Source organism: Massilia phyllostachyos (assembly GCF_021044825.1).
Lineage (GTDB): Bacteria > Pseudomonadota > Gammaproteobacteria > Burkholderiales > Burkholderiaceae_D > Telluria > Telluria phyllostachyos.
Genome location: NZ_JAJNOC010000001.1, coordinates 70,852 through 89,533, shown reverse-complemented (window position 1 = coordinate 89,533; position 18,682 = coordinate 70,852). Strand labels below are relative to the sequence as shown.

17 protein-coding genes are annotated in these 18,682 nt (G+C 58.6%); 11 read left to right on the top strand and 6 right to left on the bottom strand.

Going from position 1 to position 18,682, the window contains the following annotated elements; genetic code table 11:
- Positions 1–17: 17 nt before the first annotated feature.
- Genes LQ564_RS00275 through pyrC form a run of 3 tightly spaced genes read right to left on the bottom strand, consistent with a single transcriptional unit; the run spans position 18 to position 2,892 of the window.
- On the bottom strand, positions 18–1,007 hold the full coding sequence (locus tag LQ564_RS00275) for a Gfo/Idh/MocA family protein (RefSeq protein ID WP_231056093.1): 990 nt from the start codon (positions 1,005–1,007) through the stop codon (positions 18–20).
- A gap of 30 nt (positions 1,008–1,037) precedes the next feature.
- Positions 1,038–1,826, bottom strand: coding sequence for a DUF3025 domain-containing protein (locus LQ564_RS00270; protein ID WP_231056092.1), 789 nt, complete (start codon positions 1,824–1,826; stop codon positions 1,038–1,040).
- A 7-nt stretch (positions 1,827–1,833) separates the two neighbouring features.
- On the bottom strand, positions 1,834–2,892 hold the full coding sequence (gene pyrC / locus LQ564_RS00265) for a dihydroorotase (RefSeq protein ID WP_231056091.1): 1,059 nt from the start codon (positions 2,890–2,892) through the stop codon (positions 1,834–1,836).
- Between the two features lie 281 nt (positions 2,893–3,173).
- Between pyrC and LQ564_RS00260 the strand changes: the two genes are divergently transcribed.
- Positions 3,174–4,235, top strand: coding sequence for an NF038122 family metalloprotease (locus LQ564_RS00260; RefSeq protein ID WP_231056090.1), 1,062 nt, complete (start codon positions 3,174–3,176; stop codon positions 4,233–4,235).
- A gap of 65 nt (positions 4,236–4,300) precedes the next feature.
- On the opposite strand, the gene LQ564_RS00255 is transcribed toward LQ564_RS00260, so the two are convergent.
- On the bottom strand, positions 4,301–5,026 hold the full coding sequence (locus LQ564_RS00255; RefSeq protein WP_231056089.1) for an amino acid ABC transporter ATP-binding protein: 726 nt from the start codon (positions 5,024–5,026) through the stop codon (positions 4,301–4,303).
- Between the two features lie 203 nt (positions 5,027–5,229).
- Here LQ564_RS00255 and LQ564_RS00250 point away from each other — a divergent pair, with 203 nt between their 5' ends.
- The 3 genes from LQ564_RS00250 (at position 5,230) to LQ564_RS00240 (ending at position 8,967) form a co-directional block, all read left to right on the top strand.
- Complete coding sequence (locus LQ564_RS00250; protein WP_231056088.1) at positions 5,230–6,492, top strand: dicarboxylate/amino acid:cation symporter; 1,263 nt, start codon at positions 5,230–5,232, stop codon at positions 6,490–6,492.
- Between the two features lie 84 nt (positions 6,493–6,576).
- Positions 6,577–7,869, top strand: coding sequence for a metal-dependent hydrolase family protein (locus LQ564_RS00245; RefSeq protein ID WP_231056087.1), 1,293 nt, complete (start codon positions 6,577–6,579; stop codon positions 7,867–7,869).
- Positions 7,870–7,893: 24 nt separating this feature from the next.
- Complete coding sequence (locus LQ564_RS00240) at positions 7,894–8,967, top strand: type II asparaginase (RefSeq protein ID WP_231056086.1); 1,074 nt, start codon at positions 7,894–7,896, stop codon at positions 8,965–8,967.
- A 122-nt stretch (positions 8,968–9,089) separates the two neighbouring features.
- Here LQ564_RS00240 and LQ564_RS00235 read toward each other — a convergent pair whose 3' ends face one another.
- Positions 9,090–10,937, bottom strand: coding sequence for an ABCB family ABC transporter ATP-binding protein/permease (locus LQ564_RS00235; protein ID WP_231056085.1), 1,848 nt, complete (start codon positions 10,935–10,937; stop codon positions 9,090–9,092).
- Positions 10,938–10,999: 62 nt separating this feature from the next.
- Here LQ564_RS00235 and LQ564_RS00230 point away from each other — a divergent pair, with 62 nt between their 5' ends.
- Genes LQ564_RS00230 through LQ564_RS00205 form a run of 6 tightly spaced genes read left to right on the top strand, consistent with a single transcriptional unit; the run spans position 11,000 to position 17,509 of the window.
- Positions 11,000–11,437, top strand: coding sequence for an acyl-CoA thioesterase (locus tag LQ564_RS00230; RefSeq protein ID WP_231056084.1), 438 nt, complete (start codon positions 11,000–11,002; stop codon positions 11,435–11,437).
- A gap of 7 nt (positions 11,438–11,444) precedes the next feature.
- A complete protein-coding gene (locus LQ564_RS00225) occupies positions 11,445–12,089 on the top strand; it encodes an alkaline phosphatase D family protein (protein ID WP_371873396.1) in 645 nt (214 codons plus the stop codon).
- Complete coding sequence (locus LQ564_RS00220; protein ID WP_231056083.1) at positions 12,067–13,332, top strand: tyrosine-type recombinase/integrase; 1,266 nt, start codon at positions 12,067–12,069, stop codon at positions 13,330–13,332. Before LQ564_RS00225 ends, LQ564_RS00220 begins: the two co-directional genes overlap by 23 nt.
- On the top strand, positions 13,325–15,046 hold the full coding sequence (locus LQ564_RS00215; protein ID WP_231056082.1) for a site-specific integrase: 1,722 nt from the start codon (positions 13,325–13,327) through the stop codon (positions 15,044–15,046). The genes LQ564_RS00220 and LQ564_RS00215 overlap by 8 nt, the downstream gene beginning before the upstream one ends.
- On the top strand, positions 15,043–17,079 hold the full coding sequence (locus tag LQ564_RS00210; protein WP_231056081.1) for a hypothetical protein: 2,037 nt from the start codon (positions 15,043–15,045) through the stop codon (positions 17,077–17,079). Before LQ564_RS00215 ends, LQ564_RS00210 begins: the two co-directional genes overlap by 4 nt.
- Entirely contained in the window at positions 17,069–17,509 is a 441-nt protein-coding gene (locus LQ564_RS00205) for a hypothetical protein (protein ID WP_231056080.1), read from the top strand. Before LQ564_RS00210 ends, LQ564_RS00205 begins: the two co-directional genes overlap by 11 nt.
- 445 nt (positions 17,510–17,954) lie before the next feature.
- Here the strand turns inward: LQ564_RS00205 and LQ564_RS25990 are convergent, their stop codons facing one another.
- On the bottom strand, positions 17,955–18,305 hold the full coding sequence (locus LQ564_RS25990) for a helix-turn-helix domain-containing protein (protein ID WP_371873395.1): 351 nt from the start codon (positions 18,303–18,305) through the stop codon (positions 17,955–17,957).
- A gap of 151 nt (positions 18,306–18,456) precedes the next feature.
- Between LQ564_RS25990 and mads1 the strand changes: the two genes are divergently transcribed.
- A complete protein-coding gene (gene mads1, locus LQ564_RS00200; RefSeq protein ID WP_231056079.1) occupies positions 18,457–18,663 on the top strand; it encodes a methylation-associated defense system helix-turn-helix domain-containing protein MAD1 in 207 nt (68 codons plus the stop codon).
- The last annotated feature ends 19 nt before the right edge of the window (positions 18,664–18,682 follow it).

Below are 18,682 nucleotides of genomic sequence, written 5' to 3'. Positions count from 1 at the left end.
CGCGCATACCCCACTGTTCAGGCGCGGTCGCTGTCGTAGACCAGCCCGATCTGGCGCCGCATCTCGTCCAGCACGCCCATCAGCGCCAGCGTTTCTTCCAGCTTCATGGCCGGGCTTTCGGTGAGGCCGGCGGCAAAGCAGCGCTGCGCCTCGATCACTTCGTGCACATAGCCGTTGCCGATGTAGGGAGTCTGGATGGTGCGCGCCGCGCCGTCTTCGGTCACGACCGTCACCGAGGTGGCGTGGTGGAAGCGGGTGTTCATGCGCACGTGGCCGCGCGTGCCCGACACCGTCAGCTCGCACGGCGTGCGCGCGGTGAACGAGCAGCTGCACACCGAGACGCCGCCGCCTTCGTGCTTGAGGGTGAAGCCGGTCTGCACGTCGACGCCGGTGGCGCCCATCTCGGCCTGCGCCTTGATCTCGACCACGGGACCAAGCAGTGCGCTGGCGATCGACAGCGGGTAGATGCCCAGGTCGAGCAGCGCGCCGCCGCCGAGTTCCGGATTGAAGGCGCGGTGTTCGGGGCCGAAGTTGGCGGTGAAGCCGAAGTCGGCCACCACCTGGCTCACCGCCCCGATCTCGCCCGAGGCGATGATGCGCTGCACTTCCTGGAAACCGGGCAGGTAGCGCGTCCACATCGCCTCCATCAGGAACAGGCGGCGGCTGCGCGCCAGCGTGACGACCTGCTCGGCCTCGCGCAAATTCATGGTGAACGGCTTCTCGACCAGCACGCCCTTCCCGGCGCGCAGCGCCATCAGGGCATTGTCGGCATGCCGGGGATGCGGGGTGGCCACGTAGACCAGGTCGACGCCGCGCGCCTCCGCCAGCGCGTCGTAGCTGCCGAAGGCGGCCTGCGCGCCGAACTCCCGGGCGAAGGCGTCGGCCTTGTCCTGGCTGCGCGAGGCCACGGCGGCCAGCACGGCGCCCGGCACGTCCTTCAATGCGGTGGCGAAGGCGCGGGCGATCTTGCCCGTGCCGAGGATGCCCCAGCGTACTGCGTCGACCATCGGCGATTCCCTTTCAGTTCGCGTTGCGTTTCATGCCCGCTTCGGGCGGAACACGGTGGTGTCGAGATAAAAATCCTGGTCTTGATCGGCCCACCAGCCGGGCACGCCGAGCACCGGCAGCGGCGTGAAGCTTGACGTCGTCAAGCCCTCCAGGGCCAGCTGCCGCGCCACGTGCTCGTCGATCCAGGCGCGCCGCGCGCCGGGCTCCAGCGCGAACACATCATCGCCGGCGAAGATGACGAGCGTATGTGCGGTGATGGCCTTGCGCGGTGCCACCAGCTTTTCCATCAGCGCGTGCCCGAACAGGAAGACTTGCACTTCAAGCCCGAACATGGCGCGCTTCTCATACAGCGCGGCGAGCCAGCAGTGGCCGCGCAATTCGTCCACCAGCGCGCGCCCGGCGCTGCCGGCGCGCACCAGCAGCAGCGCGGCGTTCTCGTCGAAGATGGTGGCGGCGTCGCGCGCGGCCCCGCGCGACTTGCCCACCCCGGCCTGCGCGATCTGCGCCGCCTGCAGGGCGTTCAATTGGCGCTTGATGCGCGGGAAGGTCTGCCACACCAGGCCGTTGAAGAAGTCGTGCAGGTTGTCGCGCGTGGGCACCTGGCCGGTGGCGCCGATGAACTCCTCGTAGGCCGTGCCTTCGGGCAGCGCGGCCTGCGGCACGAAGCGCAGCGGCAGGCCGGCGTGGTTCAGCAGGCCGAGCGACGCCGCGCTGCGGTTGAAGGCGTCGATGAAGCCGTCGCCCGCCAAGCCAAGGCGCTCGACGCCTGGACGCACCGTGTCGTACCAGGGGCGCGTCCAGTCGATCTGCGACAGCATGCGGCGCTTACGCCATCTTCCAGTGGATGGTCTCGCCGGCGTTGAGCGGCACCAGCTGGTGCTCGCCGAAAGGCACGCTCTCCGGCACGGTCCAGTCCTTGCGCTCGAGCGTGATGGTGCCCTCGTTGACCGGCAGGCCGTAGAAGGCCGGGCCGTTCAGGCTGGCGAAGGCTTCGAGCTTGTCCAGCGCGCCGGCCTGGGCGAAGGCCTCCGTATACAGCTCCATCGCATGCAGCGCGGTGTAGCAGCCGGCGCAGCCGCAGGCGGCATATTTGGTGTGCACCGCGTGCGGGGCCGAGTCGGTGCCGAGGAAGAAGCGCTCGTCGCCGCTGGTGGCGGCGGTGACCAGCGCCAGGCGGTGTTCCTCGCGCTTGAGCACCGGCAGGCAGTAATAGTGCGGGCGGATGCCGCCGCGGAAGATCTCGTTGCGGTTGTAGAGCAGGTGGTGGGCGGTGATGGTCGCGCCGATCGGGCCTTCGGCTTCCGCCACGTACTGGGCCGCTTCCTTGGTGGTGATGTGCTCGAACACCACCTTCAGCACCGGCATGTCGCGGCGCAGCGGACGCATCACGCGTTCGATGAAGACCGCCTCGCGGTCGAACAAGTCGATGTCGTTGTCGGTCACCTCGCCGTGCACCAGCAACGGCATGCCGACTTCCTGCATGGTTTCCAGCACCTTGTAGCAGTTGCGCAGGTCGGTCACGCCGGCGTCGGAATTGGTGGTGGCGCCGGCCGGGTAGAGCTTGACCGCGTGGATGAAGCCGGTGTCGGCGGCGCGGCGGATCTCGTCCGGGTCGGTGTTGTTGGTCAGGTAGAGCGTCATCAGCGGCTCGAAGGTTACTCCTTCCGGCAGCGCCGCGAGGATGCGGTCGCGGTAGGCGCCGGCGGCGGCGGTCGTGGTGACCGGCGGCTTCAGGTTCGGCATCACGATCGCGCGTGCGAACTGGCGCGCGCTGTGCGGCAGCACGCTGGCGAGGGCCGCGCCATCGCGCAGGTGCAAGTGCCAGTCGTCGGGACGGGTGATGGTGATGGACTGCGGGATTTCAATCGGGTCGATGGTGGACATGGCGGGTCTCGGAGAACGAATCCCGCCATTTTACCCGCTGGCTGTGGGGAGAGGCATACGGCAATTTTCTCCGTACAAACTTCCTGTTCAGCCAAATTGCTGTCGACAATCTTTACACTTTACGATGAGAAATAATTCTCAAAAGAAAATTTCTCAATAAAAACAATTGCATGCGTTTCTGGCTCGAAACTTGCATCTCTCAAAAGGGTGAGCCGGCAATGGTCATGCAGGTGCGCCGGCATCGCTCATATAACAAGTCAACATTACGGAAAAAGAGACGCATGAAAAACCTGAAGAAACTGCTGAAGCTCGTGCCACTGATGGCTGTCGCCTACGGCGGCTCCGTGCAAGCCCTGGAATTCAAGTTCACCTATGACCCGAGCATGGACCAGCGTGCACTGGCCGGTTTCCAGGCCGCTGCGGACCTCTGGTCGTCGGCCTTCACCGATAAGGTCACGGTGAACCTGAACATCGGCTTTACCGCCCTCGGCACCGGCATCCTGGGTTCGACCGGTTCCACCCGTTACGTTTCGTCATATGACAATTTCCGTAATGCGCTGAAGAACGATATCTCCACGCCTTTCGACCAGAAAGCAGTTTCCGGCATGAGCACGAAATCGTGCCTGAGTGTCGTCATGAACGGTACTGCAGTCAACCCGAATGGTGCCGGCAGCGCGACGCCATTCCTCGACAATAACTGCAACGCAAATAACAATACGATCCGCATGACCCAGGCCAATGCCCGTGCATTGGGCCTGTATACCGCGCAGGACAATGCATCGGACGGCAACATCTCGTTCAGCACGGCATTCACATGGGACTTCGACCGCACCGACGGCATTACCAGCAACGCCTTCGATTTCATTGGCGTCGCCGCTCACGAGATCGGTCATGCGCTCGGCTTAGTCAGCGGTGTGGACACCCTCGACGCAAACCGCTCGGGCAACTACTCCGATGTCGCCTTCACCTATATTTCCCCGACCGACGTGTTCCGCTGCTCGAACCTGAGCTATCAGAACAACGCCGACATCGACTTCTCGGCCGATAACCGTACCAAGTACTTCTCGCTGGATAAGTGCGCCACCACCCTGGCGACCTTCTCGACCGGCCGTACCTATGGCGACAGCCAGCAAGCCAGCCACTGGAAGGACAACCTGGACATCGGCATCATGGACCCGACCGGCGCACGCGGCGAATTCATGGACATCACCACGATGGACTACCTGATGTTCGACGCGATCGGCTGGAACTATGTGCCTGAACCGGGCAGCATGGCCCTGCTGGGCTTCGGCGCCGTCGGCCTGGCCGCTGCACGCCGCCGCCGCGCCGCCAAGCAGGCCTGAGTCGGGATCCTGCTCCCATATTGAGAACGGCGCCCTCGGGCGCCGTTTTTATTGAACGGGCGGCGTTAGTGGATGATCCGCGCCAGGAACTCGCGCGCACGCGCCGAACGCGGCGCCGCGAAGAAGTCTTCCTTGAAGCTGTCCTCGACGATCCTGCCTTCGTCCATGAAAACGATGCGGTCGGCCACCTTGCGCGCGAAGCCCATCTCGTGGGTCACCACCATCATGGTCATGCCGTCCTGGGCCAGGCCGACCATCACCTCGAGCACCTCGCCGATCATCTCCGGGTCGAGGGCGGACGTCGGTTCGTCGAACAGCATCGCCACCGGGTCCATCGACAGCGCGCGCGCGATCGCCACGCGCTGCTGCTGGCCGCCCGAGAGCTGGGCCGGGTACTTGTCCTGGTGCGCCAGCAGGCCGACCCGGTCCAGGTAGGCCAGGCCGCGCTTGATCGCTTCGTCCTTGCCGCGCCCCAGCACCTTGATTTGCGCCAGCGTCAGGTTCTCGCGTACCGACAGGTGGGGGAACAGCTCGAAGTTCTGGAACACCATGCCGATGCGGGCGCGCAGCCGCGCCAGGTCGGTGGTGCGCGCGCCGACTTCCACGCCGTCGACCCGCACCCGGCCCTTCTGGTAGGGTTCGAGGCCGTTGACGGTCTTGATCAGGGTCGACTTGCCGGAGCCGGACGGGCCGCAGACCACCACCACGTCGCCGCGCGCGACCTGGGTAGTGCAGTCGCGCAGGACCTGGAAGCCGCCGTACCACTTGCTGACATTCTGGATTTCGATCATTCGCCGCCTGTATTCACGTGTCCTGTTGTACCGATGTAAGCATGCTTGACAGCATTTCCAGTGCCTAGGATACTGCGGAACTTGCCATTATCTTCAGAATGGCCATTCGCCCTCCCCTCACCATTTTTTGCCTCATTAATCGGCTGCGACAGCATACCCCTGCCGCCGGCTTTGCACAGGTCCACAAGACAGGAAGCAGTTTTATGAAGAATCGAAACCGTCTGACTACCTATATCCTGATCGGCCTCGTGCTCGGGATCGTCGTCGGCTACGTGGCCAACACCACCTTCGCCGATCCGGCCGGCTTCGCCGACACCATGGCGCTGATCACGACCCTGTTCCTACGCCTGATCAAGATGATCATCGCGCCGCTGGTCTTCTCGACCCTGGTGGTCGGCATCGCCAAGATGGGCGACGCCAAGGAAGTCGGCCGCATCGGCGTCAAGGCGCTGGGCTGGTTCATCATCGCTTCCGTCATCTCGCTGTCGCTGGGCCTGCTCCTGGTCAACCTGTTCCGTCCGGGCGACGCGATGGCCCTGTCGGGCGCGGTGCCGCCGGTCGGCGCTTCCTCGGGCATCACCACCTCGGGCCTGACCCTGAAGGACTTCATCACCCACCTGGTGCCGTCCTCGATCTTCGACGGCATGGCCAGGAACGAGATCCTGCAGATCGTGGTGTTCTCGATCTTCTTCGGCACCGCGGCCGCCGCGGTCGGCGCGCGCGCTACCCCGCTGATCGACGCGGTGGACGGCATCGCCCACATCATGCTGAAAGTGACCGGCTACGTGATGAACTTCGCCCCGCTCGCGGTGTTCGCGGCGGTGGCCGGCGTGATCGCCAAGAGCGGCCTGGGCGTGCTCTCGACCTACGGCATCTTCATGGCCGAGTTCTACCTCGGGATCATCCTGCTGTGGGTGGTGCTGATCCTGATCGGCATGGCCTTCCTCGGCCCGCGCGTGCTGCGCCTGATCTCGGAACTGAAGGAGCCGACCATCCTGGCCTACACCTGCGCCTCGTCGGAAGCGGCGTTCCCGAAAACCCTGGAAGGCCTGGAGCGTTTCGGCGTCAAGAACCGCCTGGCCGCCTTCGTGCTGCCGATCGGTTACTCGTTCAACCTGGACGGCTCGATGATGTACTGTACCTTCGCCGCCGTCTTCATCGCCCAGGCCTACGGCATCGAGCTGGACATCTCGACCCAGCTGACCATGATGCTGGTCCTGATGCTCACCTCGAAGGGCATGGCCGGCGTGCCGCGCGCCTCGCTGGTGGTGATCGCCGCGACGCTCGCCCAGTTCAACATCCCGGAAGCCGGCCTGCTGCTCCTGCTGGGCATCGACCACTTCCTGGACATGGCCCGTTCGGCCACCAACGTGATCGGCAACGGCATCGCCACCGCCGTCGTCGCCAAGTGGGAGGGCGACCTCGGCGAACCGAGCAAGGATCCGGCGGTGGCGCCGCTGCGCTGACGCGGGACATTAACAGTTCCAGCACCGAAGGCCTTCCAGCGATGGGGGGCCTTTTTTTCATATAACGACAATGAGGAGCGAGACATGAAACAACTGCTTGCGTTTGCTTTGCTGATGATTGCCGGCGGCGCCCACGCCGCTACCAGGACGGTCGACTGCGGCCGCCTGCTGGACGTGAAAAGCGGGACCTGGCGCGAGCGCGTCAGCATCGTGGTCGAGAACGGCGTGATCAAGTCCGTCGGGCCGATGACGCAGGCGCCCGCAAGTGGTGACCGGGTGGACCTGTCGCGCCACGCCTGCCTGCCGGGCCTGATCGACATGCACGTGCACCTGACCAGCGAAACCGCGCCGGTGGTCGACGCCTACCGCGACCGCCTCACCGCCGACCCGCAGGACATGGCCTACCGCTCCGTGAAATTCGCCCAGCGCACGCTGATGGCAGGCTTCACCACGGTGCGCGACCTCGGCGCGGCCGACGGCCTGAACGTGTCGCTCAAGCGGGCGATCGCCAGCGGCGAGATCCCGGGCCCGCGCATGTTCACCGCGGGTAAATCGATCGCCACCACCGGCGGGCATGCCGACCCGACCAACAACCTGTCCCACTTCCTGAGCGAGAAGGTCGGCACCCCGGGCCCGGAAGAAGGCGTGATCGACAGCCCGGAACAGGGCCGCCAGGCCGTGCGCCAGCGCTACAAGGAAGGCGCGGACCTGATCAAGATCACCGCCACCGGCGGGGTGCTGAGCCAGGCCGCCAATGGCCAGAACTCGCAGTACACCGAGGACGAACTGAAGGCCATCGTCGGCACCGCGAAGGACTACGGTTTCCGCGTCGCCGCCCACGCCCACGGCGCCGAGGGCATGAAGCGCGCGCTGCGCGCCGGGGTCGACTCGATCGAGCACGGCACCCTGATGGACGACGAAGTCATCGCCCTGTTCAAGAAGACCGGCCACTGGTACGTGCCGACCATCTCGGCCGGCCGCTACGTGGCGGACAAGGCGAAGACGCCGGGCTACTATTCGGACCTGGTGCGCCCAAAAGCGGCGGCGATCGGCCCGCAGCTGCAGGCGACGTTCGCGCGCGCCCACAAGGCCGGCGTGAAGATCGCCTTCGGCACCGACGCCGGCGTGTTCCCGCACGGCGAGAACGCGAAGGAGTTCGGCTACATGGTCGAAGCGGGCATGAAGCCGATCGAGGCGATCCGCGCCGCCACGCTGCACGCCGCCAGCCTGCTCGACCAGTCCGCGCGACTGGGCCAAGTGGAGCCGGGCTTCGCGGCCGACATCGTGGCGGTCGAGGGCGACCCGCTGCAGGACGTCAAACTGCTCGAGCAGGTCAGGTTTGTCATGAAGGACGGCGTCGTATACAAACAGCCGTAATCCGTTTTACTCAAGGAGATGTAGATGTACCAGAGCTTCACCCGCGCCATGGCGGCGCTGTTCGCTTGCCTGCTGCTCGCTTCGGCGGCGCAGGCCCAGACGGCCGGGCTGCCCAACGTGACCATCCTCGCCACCGGCGGCACCATCGCCGGCACCGGGGCCACCAGCACCACGACGGTCGGCTACACCGCCGCCACCGTCGGCGTGCAAGCGCTGATCGCCGCTGTCCCCGAGATCACGAAGGTCGCCAACGTCACCGGCGAGCAGGTGTTCCAGATCGCCAGCGAGAACATGGGCAACGAACAGTGGCTGATCCTGGCCAAGCGCGTCAACGCCCTGCTGGCCCAGCCGAACGTGGACGGCATCGTGATCACCCACGGCACCGACACACTGGAAGAGACGGCCTATTTCCTGGACCTGGTCGTCAAGAGCAGGAAGCCGGTGGTGGTCGTGGGCTCGATGCGTCCGTCCACTGCCCTGTCGGCCGACGGGCCGATCAATCTGTACAACGCGGTCAACCTGGCCGGCTCGCCCGCCGCGGTCGGCAAGGGCGTGCTGGTCGCGATGAACGACCAGATCCACGCGGCGCGCGACGTCACCAAGGCCAACACCACCACCGCCGACACCTTCCGCACCGCGGAGCTGGGCATGATCGGTTATATCCAGGGCGGCAAGCCGTTCTTCTATCGTGACGTCACACGCAAGCATACGGTGGATACCGAGTTCGATATCTCCAAGCTCGATGCGCTGCCGCAGGTGGACGTGGCGTATGCGTATGCGAATGTGGGGGATGTGGCGGTGAAGGCGCTGGTGGCTGCGGGCGCGAAGGGTCTCGTGCATGCCGGCGTTGGGAACGGCAGTCTGCCGGCGAAGACCAAGCCGGCGCTGGTGGCGGCGCGCTCGCAGGGCGTGGTGATCGTGCGTTCGGCGCGCGTGGGACAGGGCATTGTTGCCCGCAATGGCGAGGCGAATGACGATCAGCTGGACTTCGTGGTGTCGGATACGCTCAGCCCGCAGAAGGCGCGCATTCTGTTGATGCTGGCGTTGACGAAGACGAACAGCACCAAAGAGATTCAGCGGATGTTCTATACCTACTAAGTCACCGTAGTCGCTAGCCTCAAGACCGTCATCCCGGCCTACGCCGGGAGTCATGGGCGCCAGTGGCGCGCATGACGGTTTCTCGGTCCACAATAAATAGAATCGGTAGCTGATCGCGACGCTTACTTCGCAATCTCCAACGGCGGCGACGCCAACTCCTCATCCGGCCGCGCCAGCTGCCGTTCCCACATCTGCTGATACAGCCCGCGCGCCGCGAGCAGGGATGCGTGCGTGCCGCGTTCCACGATGCGCCCGTGGTCCAGCACGATGATCTGCTGCGCATCCGCTATCGTCGACAGCCGGTGCGCGATGACCAGGGTGGTGCGGTCCTTCGCAATCTCCTTCAGCTGCGCCTGGATCGCCTGCTCCGACTTCGAATCCAGCGCCGACGTCGCTTCGTCGAAGATCAGGATCGCCGGGTTCTTGAGCAAGGTGCGCGCGATCGCCACCCGCTGCTTCTCGCCGCCGGACAGCTTCAGGCCGCGCTCGCCCACCATGCTCTGGTACCCGTCCGGCAGGCTCTCGATGAACTCGTGGATCGAGGCCGCGCGCGCCGCGGCGACGATGTCCTCATGCGAGGCGCCGGGACGGCCGTAGGCGATGTTGTATTCGATGGTGTCGTTGAACAGCACCGTATCCTGCGGCACGATGCCGATCGAGGAACGCAGCGATTGCTGGGTGATGTCGCGCAGGTCCTGGCCGTCGATGCGGATCGCGCCGCCGTTCACGTCGTAGAAGCGGAACAGCAGGCGCGACAGGGTCGACTTGCCGGAACCGCTGTGGCCCACTACCGCCGTGGTGGTGCCGGCGGGGATGGCGAAATCGACGTCGAACAGGATCTGGCGCTTGGCCTCGTAGCTGAACTCGACGTGCGAGAACTCGACATGCGCGCCACGGGTCACCAAAGGCTTGGCATGCGCGCCATCCGCCACTTCGCGGTTCTGGTCCAGCAGCGAGAACAGGCGCTCCATGTCGGCCAGGCTCTGCTTGATCTCGCGGTAGATCACGCCCAGGAAGTTGAGCGGGATGTACAGCTGGATCATGAACGAGTTCACCAGCACCAGGTCGCCCAGGGTCATGGTCCCGGCGATCACGCCTTCGGTGGCGCGCCACAGGATGAGCGTGACGGCGGTGGCGATGATCAGCGACTGGCCGGTGTTCAGGAAGGACAGCGAGGTCTGCGAGCGCACCGCCGCGTTCTCGAAGCTCTGCAGCCCCTGGTCGTAGCGTTTCGCTTCGTACTCCTCGTTGCCGAAGTACTTCACGGTCTCGTAGTTGAGCAGCGAGTCGATGGCCTTGGTATTCGCCTTCGAATCCAGCTCGTTCATCGTGCGGCGAAAGTGGGTGCGCCATTCCGTCACGATGACGGTGAAGGCGATGTAGCTGGCCAGCGCCACGCCGGTGATGATGGTGAACCAGATGTCGTAGTTGAGCACCAGGTAGCCCAGCACCAGCGTGATCTCGACCAGGGTCGGCAGCACGTTGAACAGCGAGTACGAGATGAGCGAATTCACGCCGCGCGTGCCGCGTTCGATATCGCGCGTCATGCCGCCGGTCTGGCGGTTCAGGTGGAAGCGCAGCGACAGCGCGTGCAGGTGGCGGAACACCTTGAGCGCAATCGTCCGTACCGCGCGCTGCGTCACCCGCGCGAACAGGAATTCGCGCAGCTCGGTGAACAGCGTGGTGGACAGGCGCAGCAGGCCATACGCCACCAGCGCGCCGAGCGGCAGCACGAGGAGTGCGTGCGGGTCCTTCGGATCGATCGCGAGCTGGTCGATGAGCTGCTTGAGCACCAGCGGCACGCCGACGTTGGCGAGTTTCGCGCCGACAAGCGCGGCGAGCGCGGCCAGCACGCGCCACTTGTACACCCACAGGTAAGGGAACAAGGTGCGCAGGGTGGCCCAGTCGTTGCGCGGCGTAGCCTTCGCATCTGGCGGGAGTGGAGCGGATGAAGCGGGAGTGCGTCGCATGGCAGGGCTGGGGGTTTTATGGTTCAATTCGGGACGATTGTAGCTTTTACCGAGAAAACAAGATGACCACGCCACAAAACGCCGCCCCCAATCCAACCCGCCTGCCCGAAGGCAAGATGCCGGAACTGCGCGTGATGCCCGCGCCGGCCGACGCCAACGTATACGGCGACGTGTTCGGCGGCTGGATCATGGCCCAGGTCGACATCGCCGGCTCGCTGCCGGCCACCCGCCGCGCGAATGGCCGCGTGGCGACGATCGCCGTGAATTCCTTCCTGTTCAAGCAGCCCGTGTTCGTCGGCGACCTGCTCTCCTTCTATGCCGACATCGTCCGGGTCGGCAATACCTCGATCACCGTGAACGTCGAGGTCTACGCCGAGCGCAACCGCCTGCAGGCGGACGTCGTAAAGGTCACCGAGGCGCAGCTGACCTACGTCGCCACCGGCCCGGACCGCAAGCCGCGCCAGGTGCCGCCGATCGAATCGCTGATCCACCGCGACTGACGCATCGATGACGTCGCGCCGTTCCTTCCTGCTGGATGCGGCCCGGCTGTCGGCCGCGATCACGGGCGCCTCGCTGAGCGGCTGCGCATCGTCCGCCAAGGGTCCCTATCCGTTCAGCCTCGGCGTGGCCTCGGGCTCGCCGCTGCCGAACGCGGTGATCCTGTGGACGCGCATCCTGAGCGACCCGCTGGGCGCGCCGATCGCGCCGGTGGCGCTGAGTGTGCGCTGGGAAGTCGCGAGCGACGAAGCCTTTCGCAGCATCGTCGCGAAGGGTACGGCCACCGCCGTGCCGGAACTGGCGCACAGCGTGCACGTCGATGCGACCGGCTTGTCTCCTGGCCGATGGTACTGGTACCGCTTCATGCTGGGCGACGCCGTCAGCCCGGTCGGCCGCACGCGCACCGCGCCTGCGCGCGACGAGATGCCGGGCGCCTTGAAGCTGGCGGTCGCATCGTGCCAGCACTGGGAGTTCGGCAGCTACGGCGCGCACCGCCACATCGCGCTGGCCAATCCCGACCTGGTGGCCTTCCTGGGCGACTACATTTACGACAACCGCGAGCTCAGGGGTATGGACATGCAACCACGAGTGCTGTATGGTATGGACATTGATCAGATGACATATCTACTCCGTGGCCAACCTCGAAACCATTAACTACAGACCTGTTCGTGAAGTCATACACAACGACAAAGTCACCTGGGTACCCGACCCATTGGCTCGCTCAATAGACGCGCTACCACAGATCTTTTGGTCAAGTGGCGAAGCGTGGCATGAAGCGAACCACTGGGCACTAACGAAAGTCACGAGTACCAAAGGTGGCCACATTAAAACGGTAACGTCGTTAATGAAGCATTTGGTCGCATATGCGTCTTGGCTAGAAGAAGCCAAACTCGAATGGTGGCACTTTCCAATACGCAAGCAAGATCGTGCTGTCCTTCGATATCGAGGAGATCTAATTGCGCAGAGAGATCGAGGTAGCCTTGCCCCGTCAACAACTCGATCAAGGATGGCAGCGGTAATTCAATTTTATCGACACGCCAAAATTTATGGCTTTGTCCAAAGACATTCTCCATTATGGATAGATCGTTCGGTAGTTGTGCGCCATTTTGATGCTGCCGGCTTCGAAAGAACATTCGTCACCACGTCATCCGATTTATCCATTCCCAACCTATCTCGAGTCGGATTGCGTTTAGAAGACGGGCTTACACCAATAAGAAACGATGACATAAAAAAGCTGCTTGAGCTTACTAAGGAACAAGGCCCAAAAGAAATTCATTTGATGCTGCTACTTGGGATTCTTTCAGGCGCGCGCATTCAAACTATTACTACCCTGCACATTAAAAACATTGAAAATGCATACGCAGACGTCCAGACACCAAACATATACCGAATTCGCGTCGGCCCAGGGACCGGCGTAGAAACCAAATTCGACGTCAGCGGAGAAATTTTAGTACCTAAATTTCTTATCGATGAATTGAAGGCCTATGCCTACAGCATGCAGAGACTAAGACGCCAAGCAATTGCAGAAAAAGTGAATCGTAGTTTTCTATTTCTAACGAACAGGGGCAACCCTTACAAAAGCGGGACAATCACACGCTTGATGACGGACTTGAGAAGGCTAGCATCAAATGCTGGACTTCGTTTTATGAATAGCTTTAAATTTCATCAGACTCGAGCAACTTTTGGCACATGGCTTATGGGTGTAGCTTTAAAAGCAACCAGTGCAAAAGCCGCTGTAAGCTTCGTTCGCGATGCAATGCTACACAAAGATGAAAAAACCACTTTTCTTTACGTTCGCTTTCTTGAGCGCGAACCTTTGAAAGCCGAGGTTTCCAATCAATTTAGTGCTATCTTCTCAGGCCTCGTGGGTCGTGATTGGAACGAGTATCATGCATGAAGATGGACAGAACCTCGACCTGAGTTTCCCTAAAATTCCGGCTGGAGAAAAAGAAACGCCGCTTAACCTTAATCGATTGCTATACAAAGGCGGAGCATCTACTAGAATTGATAAAGCTGAGAAAGCAATTCGAGAGGGATTACTTGGCGAAGTTATATTCGACAGAATTCCGTTTGTTCAGCTTTCGCACACCTACATAAGCGATAGTCTTGCCGCCGGCGGTAGTGCACAAACGGCTCGTGTGCAGATCAGGGAACTTACTGAATTCTTTAATTGGGCAGACCGCCATAGTGCCGAACTAACAGTCTCAGGCATAATCAATAGTTACCTGGAATGGTCAGACTATTTATTACATCGTTGCAAAGTGGCGAAGAGTATAAACCAACAAACTATATATTCTCGCGCCAGGATGGTTGGTCAAATCATAGACAAAGCGTTGGAACGAACAAAGCCTATTCTTCGGGCAACAAGAATTAAACGACCGAATCCTAGAAAAACGCCAAGAGGCGCAAAGGCAGACAAGCAGAACTTGGACGAAACTTTTAAATTTGGACGATTTGTACAAGACATCTGTGATGGTCTTCCTCTCGAAGTTATCTGGAAAGACCATCATGTACGCATACAACTGCAACAGGGCGGAGAACTAGAATACAGGTTCTCTAACAGAACTCCTACGACCGAAAAACGTCGTAGCGCCGTTAACAAAGCAAACCTTGCGCTTGCAGCTTACAAGGCTAATCGGTCACTAGATCACCGCTTCCGACGAGACATGGTCAATCTTCGTATGCAAGCCGAGTTACTTATGTTTATGGCTCAGACGGGAATGAATTTAGCGCAAGCGCAAAATATTTCCTTGTATAGATTCTCTTACTCGAGCGATATAGATGGATATAAAGTCCGAGAATATAAACCTAGACGTAAGGGTGAGGTACTTTTCGAAATTTTTAGCGAATATAGAAGTCACTTCGAGCGATACTTAGAATGGCGAAGGAAAATATTCCCTGAAACAGAAAAGCGAATCTTCCCTTTTATAAGGGTTCACGGCGCTCATGAATCGGGACGACTCCATTTTGGGGCACTTAAATCCGCTTGTAAACTATCTGGGGTTAAGTGGATCACTCCAAGTGCCCTACGTAGCACTCGTATAAATTGGCTTTTACGGCGTAGTGGCGATCCAGAAATAACAGCTGAGATGGCTCAACATCATGCGAAAACATTGTTGACTGTTTACGAAATACCATCACAACAGCGGGCAATAAGCGAAATCGTTCGCTTCCATGTAAGCAATGATCCAGCTCTTGTAGATAAGGCGATTTTGCTTGCTGCTGCGCCCGGCGCATGTGATGGCATTCCAACGACATCGTCCGAGAAGCCAATATCTGCCCCTGAGCCGGATTGCCGAAGTCCTTCAGGATGCCTTTGGTGCGACCATCATCGTGACATCGATACTCTTGACTATGTTTGGTCATTGGCATCGTTTCGACATTTAAAAATTATCGAAGTCGGAAAGGAGCCTTTGAAAAAAGGCAAAGATCAATCAGTGTCTCCAGCTGAACACTCAGTAGACAGGTTGACTGAAAAGCTTAAATTTTTTCGAGAATCGAAATCAATACGTCGCGACTGGGTTGAGGAGTCGTTAATGCGCATTGAGGAAGGCCACTATCACGATCAATGGTCTTATATAATCGAATCAATGGAAGGCGAAATTAAATGAATGTCGATTTTCAAGAAATGACCATTGGAATCGATAGAGATTTCATAAAAATCACATCGCCTAACTATCGGATTACGTCTTGGCCACCACCACGCGATTGGCCTGTAGTAGTCGATGAACATGGCACTATTATCTCTCGTTGGGGCGACTCGACATGGGACATTACGTCATGGTTTGGACGCCGAAAGATTCTTAACTTTGGGGACGGCGAAGTTCGTAAGCGAAAGCAGTCGGAGCCTCTTAGTGCCGAGAACGCTGACCTAATGAGAATGATCGCTACCTGGCTCATCTGGGGCCCGTTAAGAATAAGGTCGGCAGCTACAATATATGCTCACGTCTATGTTCTCAGGACTATCGTTTCCCTCTGCAATCGCAACGGCATTAGTGCTGAGAAATTGATGCGCTTCCCAAAGGTACTGGAACAAGTTCCAAATGTCATATCTGCAAGCAATTTCGATGCGGCAATTACGCTTCTCCATTACCTATATGACGCACGTGGATTTCTTGGCTTCACGATCGTTGATGCAAACGGTTTGAAACGGCTGGTTGAAATTGCGCCCAAACACGAAACCATTCAAACGCCCTATATCCCTCCCCGAATTTGGCTATATCAACTTAGTCGCTTGCGAGAATGCTTGACAGACTTCATCGCGAATCAAACTCAGATTGAAGCATGCTTTCAATTTTGTCTTAACGAATATGCCAAACAATATGGATCGCTCGAGGCTGCTCTATCTCGAACAAAAGAAAATTCACGAGTGAGTCCTTTTAATCCGGAACTTAATTACAAAAAAGATTTCCCAGGGACTTTTCATGAGGTTGTTGCGCGCTTCGGCCTTTCTGAAATCTTTGGAAAGTGGGTTGCTGGCTTCAAAGATAGACCACACATATCTGGACTATCTTCATATTTTTCGATCGTCACATTCGCGAGTCTACTATACATTTGCAATTTTACTTTGCAACGCAGAGAGGAGGTTGGCTCACTTAGAAGTAGCTGCTTGCTTTGGGATAATGACGAAAAATTCGGTCGCGTACCGATTATCTGCGGCGAAACCACTAAGACAGATCCAGACTCGGATGCACGTTGGGTGGCAAGCCCTAGCGTTGAGATTGCGATCCAAGCTTCATCCGCGATCGCACACATGAGAATGATTTGCGATCGAGTCAATCCTAAAATTATGCCTAGCGATGCAGATCGAAACGATCCATATCTGTCTAGCACGGCCACTGAGCCATGGGGTCTTGGGCTAAGGCATTCGCGAAATTATAAGATTCGAGGCGTTACAAAGGATTTGCAGGAAACATTAGAAAAAGTATGTTCGATGTTATTTGATAAGGAGCAGATGAAAATTACTGCTGATGATCTGGCGATCGCGAAACGTCTTACAACCAACCTTCCAGAAAAGGAGTTTTTTGTAGATGCGATTTGGCCTTTATCATGGCATCAATATCGTCGCACTGGCGCAGTTAATATGTTTGCTAGCGGCGATATTTCAGACTCGACGATGCAACAACAATTGAAGCACTCAAGTCGCCTAATGCCTTTATATTACGGAAGAAATCACAGCCGTTTGCGCTTTAATAACGAGGTGCAGACAACAGTATTATTAGCAATGTATGAAGCTCAGGTAGAGATCGTCAAGGTTGCCGCCGCTGAAGACAGATTTTTTTCTCCTCATGCTCTGGAGCGCAAAGAGCAGCTTGTTATAAATTTGCTTAGCGCAAAGGAGACCAATGAATTAGTTGCAATGGCGAAAAAAGGAGCTATTAATTTTCGCGAACATCGTTTAGGCGGCTGCATGAAAGCAGGACTATGCGAATATGGTGGGCTCGAATCGGTCGCACGCTGTGCTGGTGGAAAGGACCGAAAGCCCTGTCCGGACGTCCTGTTTGACCGTGCAAAGGAACCTCGGGTACGCGCCGAACTTCGCCGTGTAGTAGAAGAAATGAAAATTCTTCCGGTTGTACATCCTCGATACAATGCCCTTGCAGATGAGCGAACCGCGATGGAGAATTATTTAAATGCCCTCTAACACCAATGAGCAGCAACCCAGTGCTCCGCTGAGCGCAGAAAATCGATTTCGCCAAGCATTTGAACGATTGAAGTTTGGAGATACAGTCGTTTTAAAATCGGGAACGCCAGTAACGCAAAATAATGTGGCGCGGGAAGCTGGTTGCGACCCATCAGCTCTAAAAAAATCTCGTTTTCCTGCACTTATTCGTGAAATACAAGCATACATTGAACTTCATCCTAATAATGATGAGCCTCTAAACCAGTCAGCTCGAAAAAAGCTGAGCGCGAATAGATCCGCTAAAGAGCGCCTCAAAGATGCGATTCTACAGCGTGATCATGCTCAGTCCGCACTTACGAGTGCAAATATGCGGATCATAGAATTAACCGAAGAAGTTCAATCATTACAAAGACGACTGGATGATGTGATTCCTCCGCCAAAGCGAGTTTGATGCGGTTTTCATCTTTAGTCCAACATCAACTAATCCTTCATGTCTGATAGTCAATATTAGATCGTGCTGGGCACAGAGGTGCCAGACCCTAAGCGACGGAACTGCTTCGCGATTTCGACCGCCCAATGGCAGAGCGCTCGGATATCTTGTTACACCTTTATGCCGGCAACTGACCACCATGCCGCCATGCCCGACTGACGGGTTTGACGGACCAAGTCGGTGCGTGCACGCACACGCACCTCGAGGAAGATTCGATGTGATCCGTCAGCCCTCACCGAACAGGGACTGCTGGCCTGCCCCTGCTCTCGGAAGAGTTCCTTAGCTGTGGGACTAGGTTATAGCCTGACAAGAGCTATGCTGTCTGATCGACGGTGGAAGCCGAGTCTTGCTCGGGCTTATGGGGCGACACGAGGCGGAAGCTGTGCTTCTTAGCCGTTGACATGCTTCATTTCGCAGGCCTCTTAATTCCTTCGGCAAGCTTTAGGAGCTGCACCATTTCCGCATTCGTGAAAGCAGCATCTTTAAGATGGCGAAGCAAAGCCATCGCCTCGGGTTGGTCATGCAGAAAGTCGACTACCTCAGGATCTGTCGAAGATGACAACCGAAAAAGGACGTCCGGATCAGCAGCAAGGACCCTCGCGAGGGCCTTTATGACCTCAGGGCGTGGGGGCCGCTCCTTTCCGCGCTCGATTCGGCTTAGGTAGGCAGGCGAAATACCCGTCTTGCCCGCAGTTTCCCGTAAGCCAAGATCCTGGGCGACTCTAAGATCGCGAATGGTTTCGCCAAAGCTATTCATAGCGCAAATTTTATCTCATTGTTTTGTGTTGCGCAACATGAAACGATTTTGGTAAAATGTGGCATCTAGTAGTACCATATGCCTTTTCGTGTCAATCCTTGTGTGCTGCACGTCAATAGACAGTTCCCGGCACCATCATAGGAGAAACCAAGTGCAAGGCGAAGAGGTGCTAACGATCAAAGACGTGGCAGCCCTGTTGAAAGTTAGTGAAAAAACCATCTACTCCATGGCTCAGAACGGAGAGCTCCCGGCATTCAAGGTCAGGGGGCAATGGCGTTTCTCTCGAAAGGATCTGGATGCCTGGATAGAGCTACAGAAGCATGCAACCCAGGACTTCGAAGAAGGACGGAAAAAATGAATCAAACATCAAATCGACG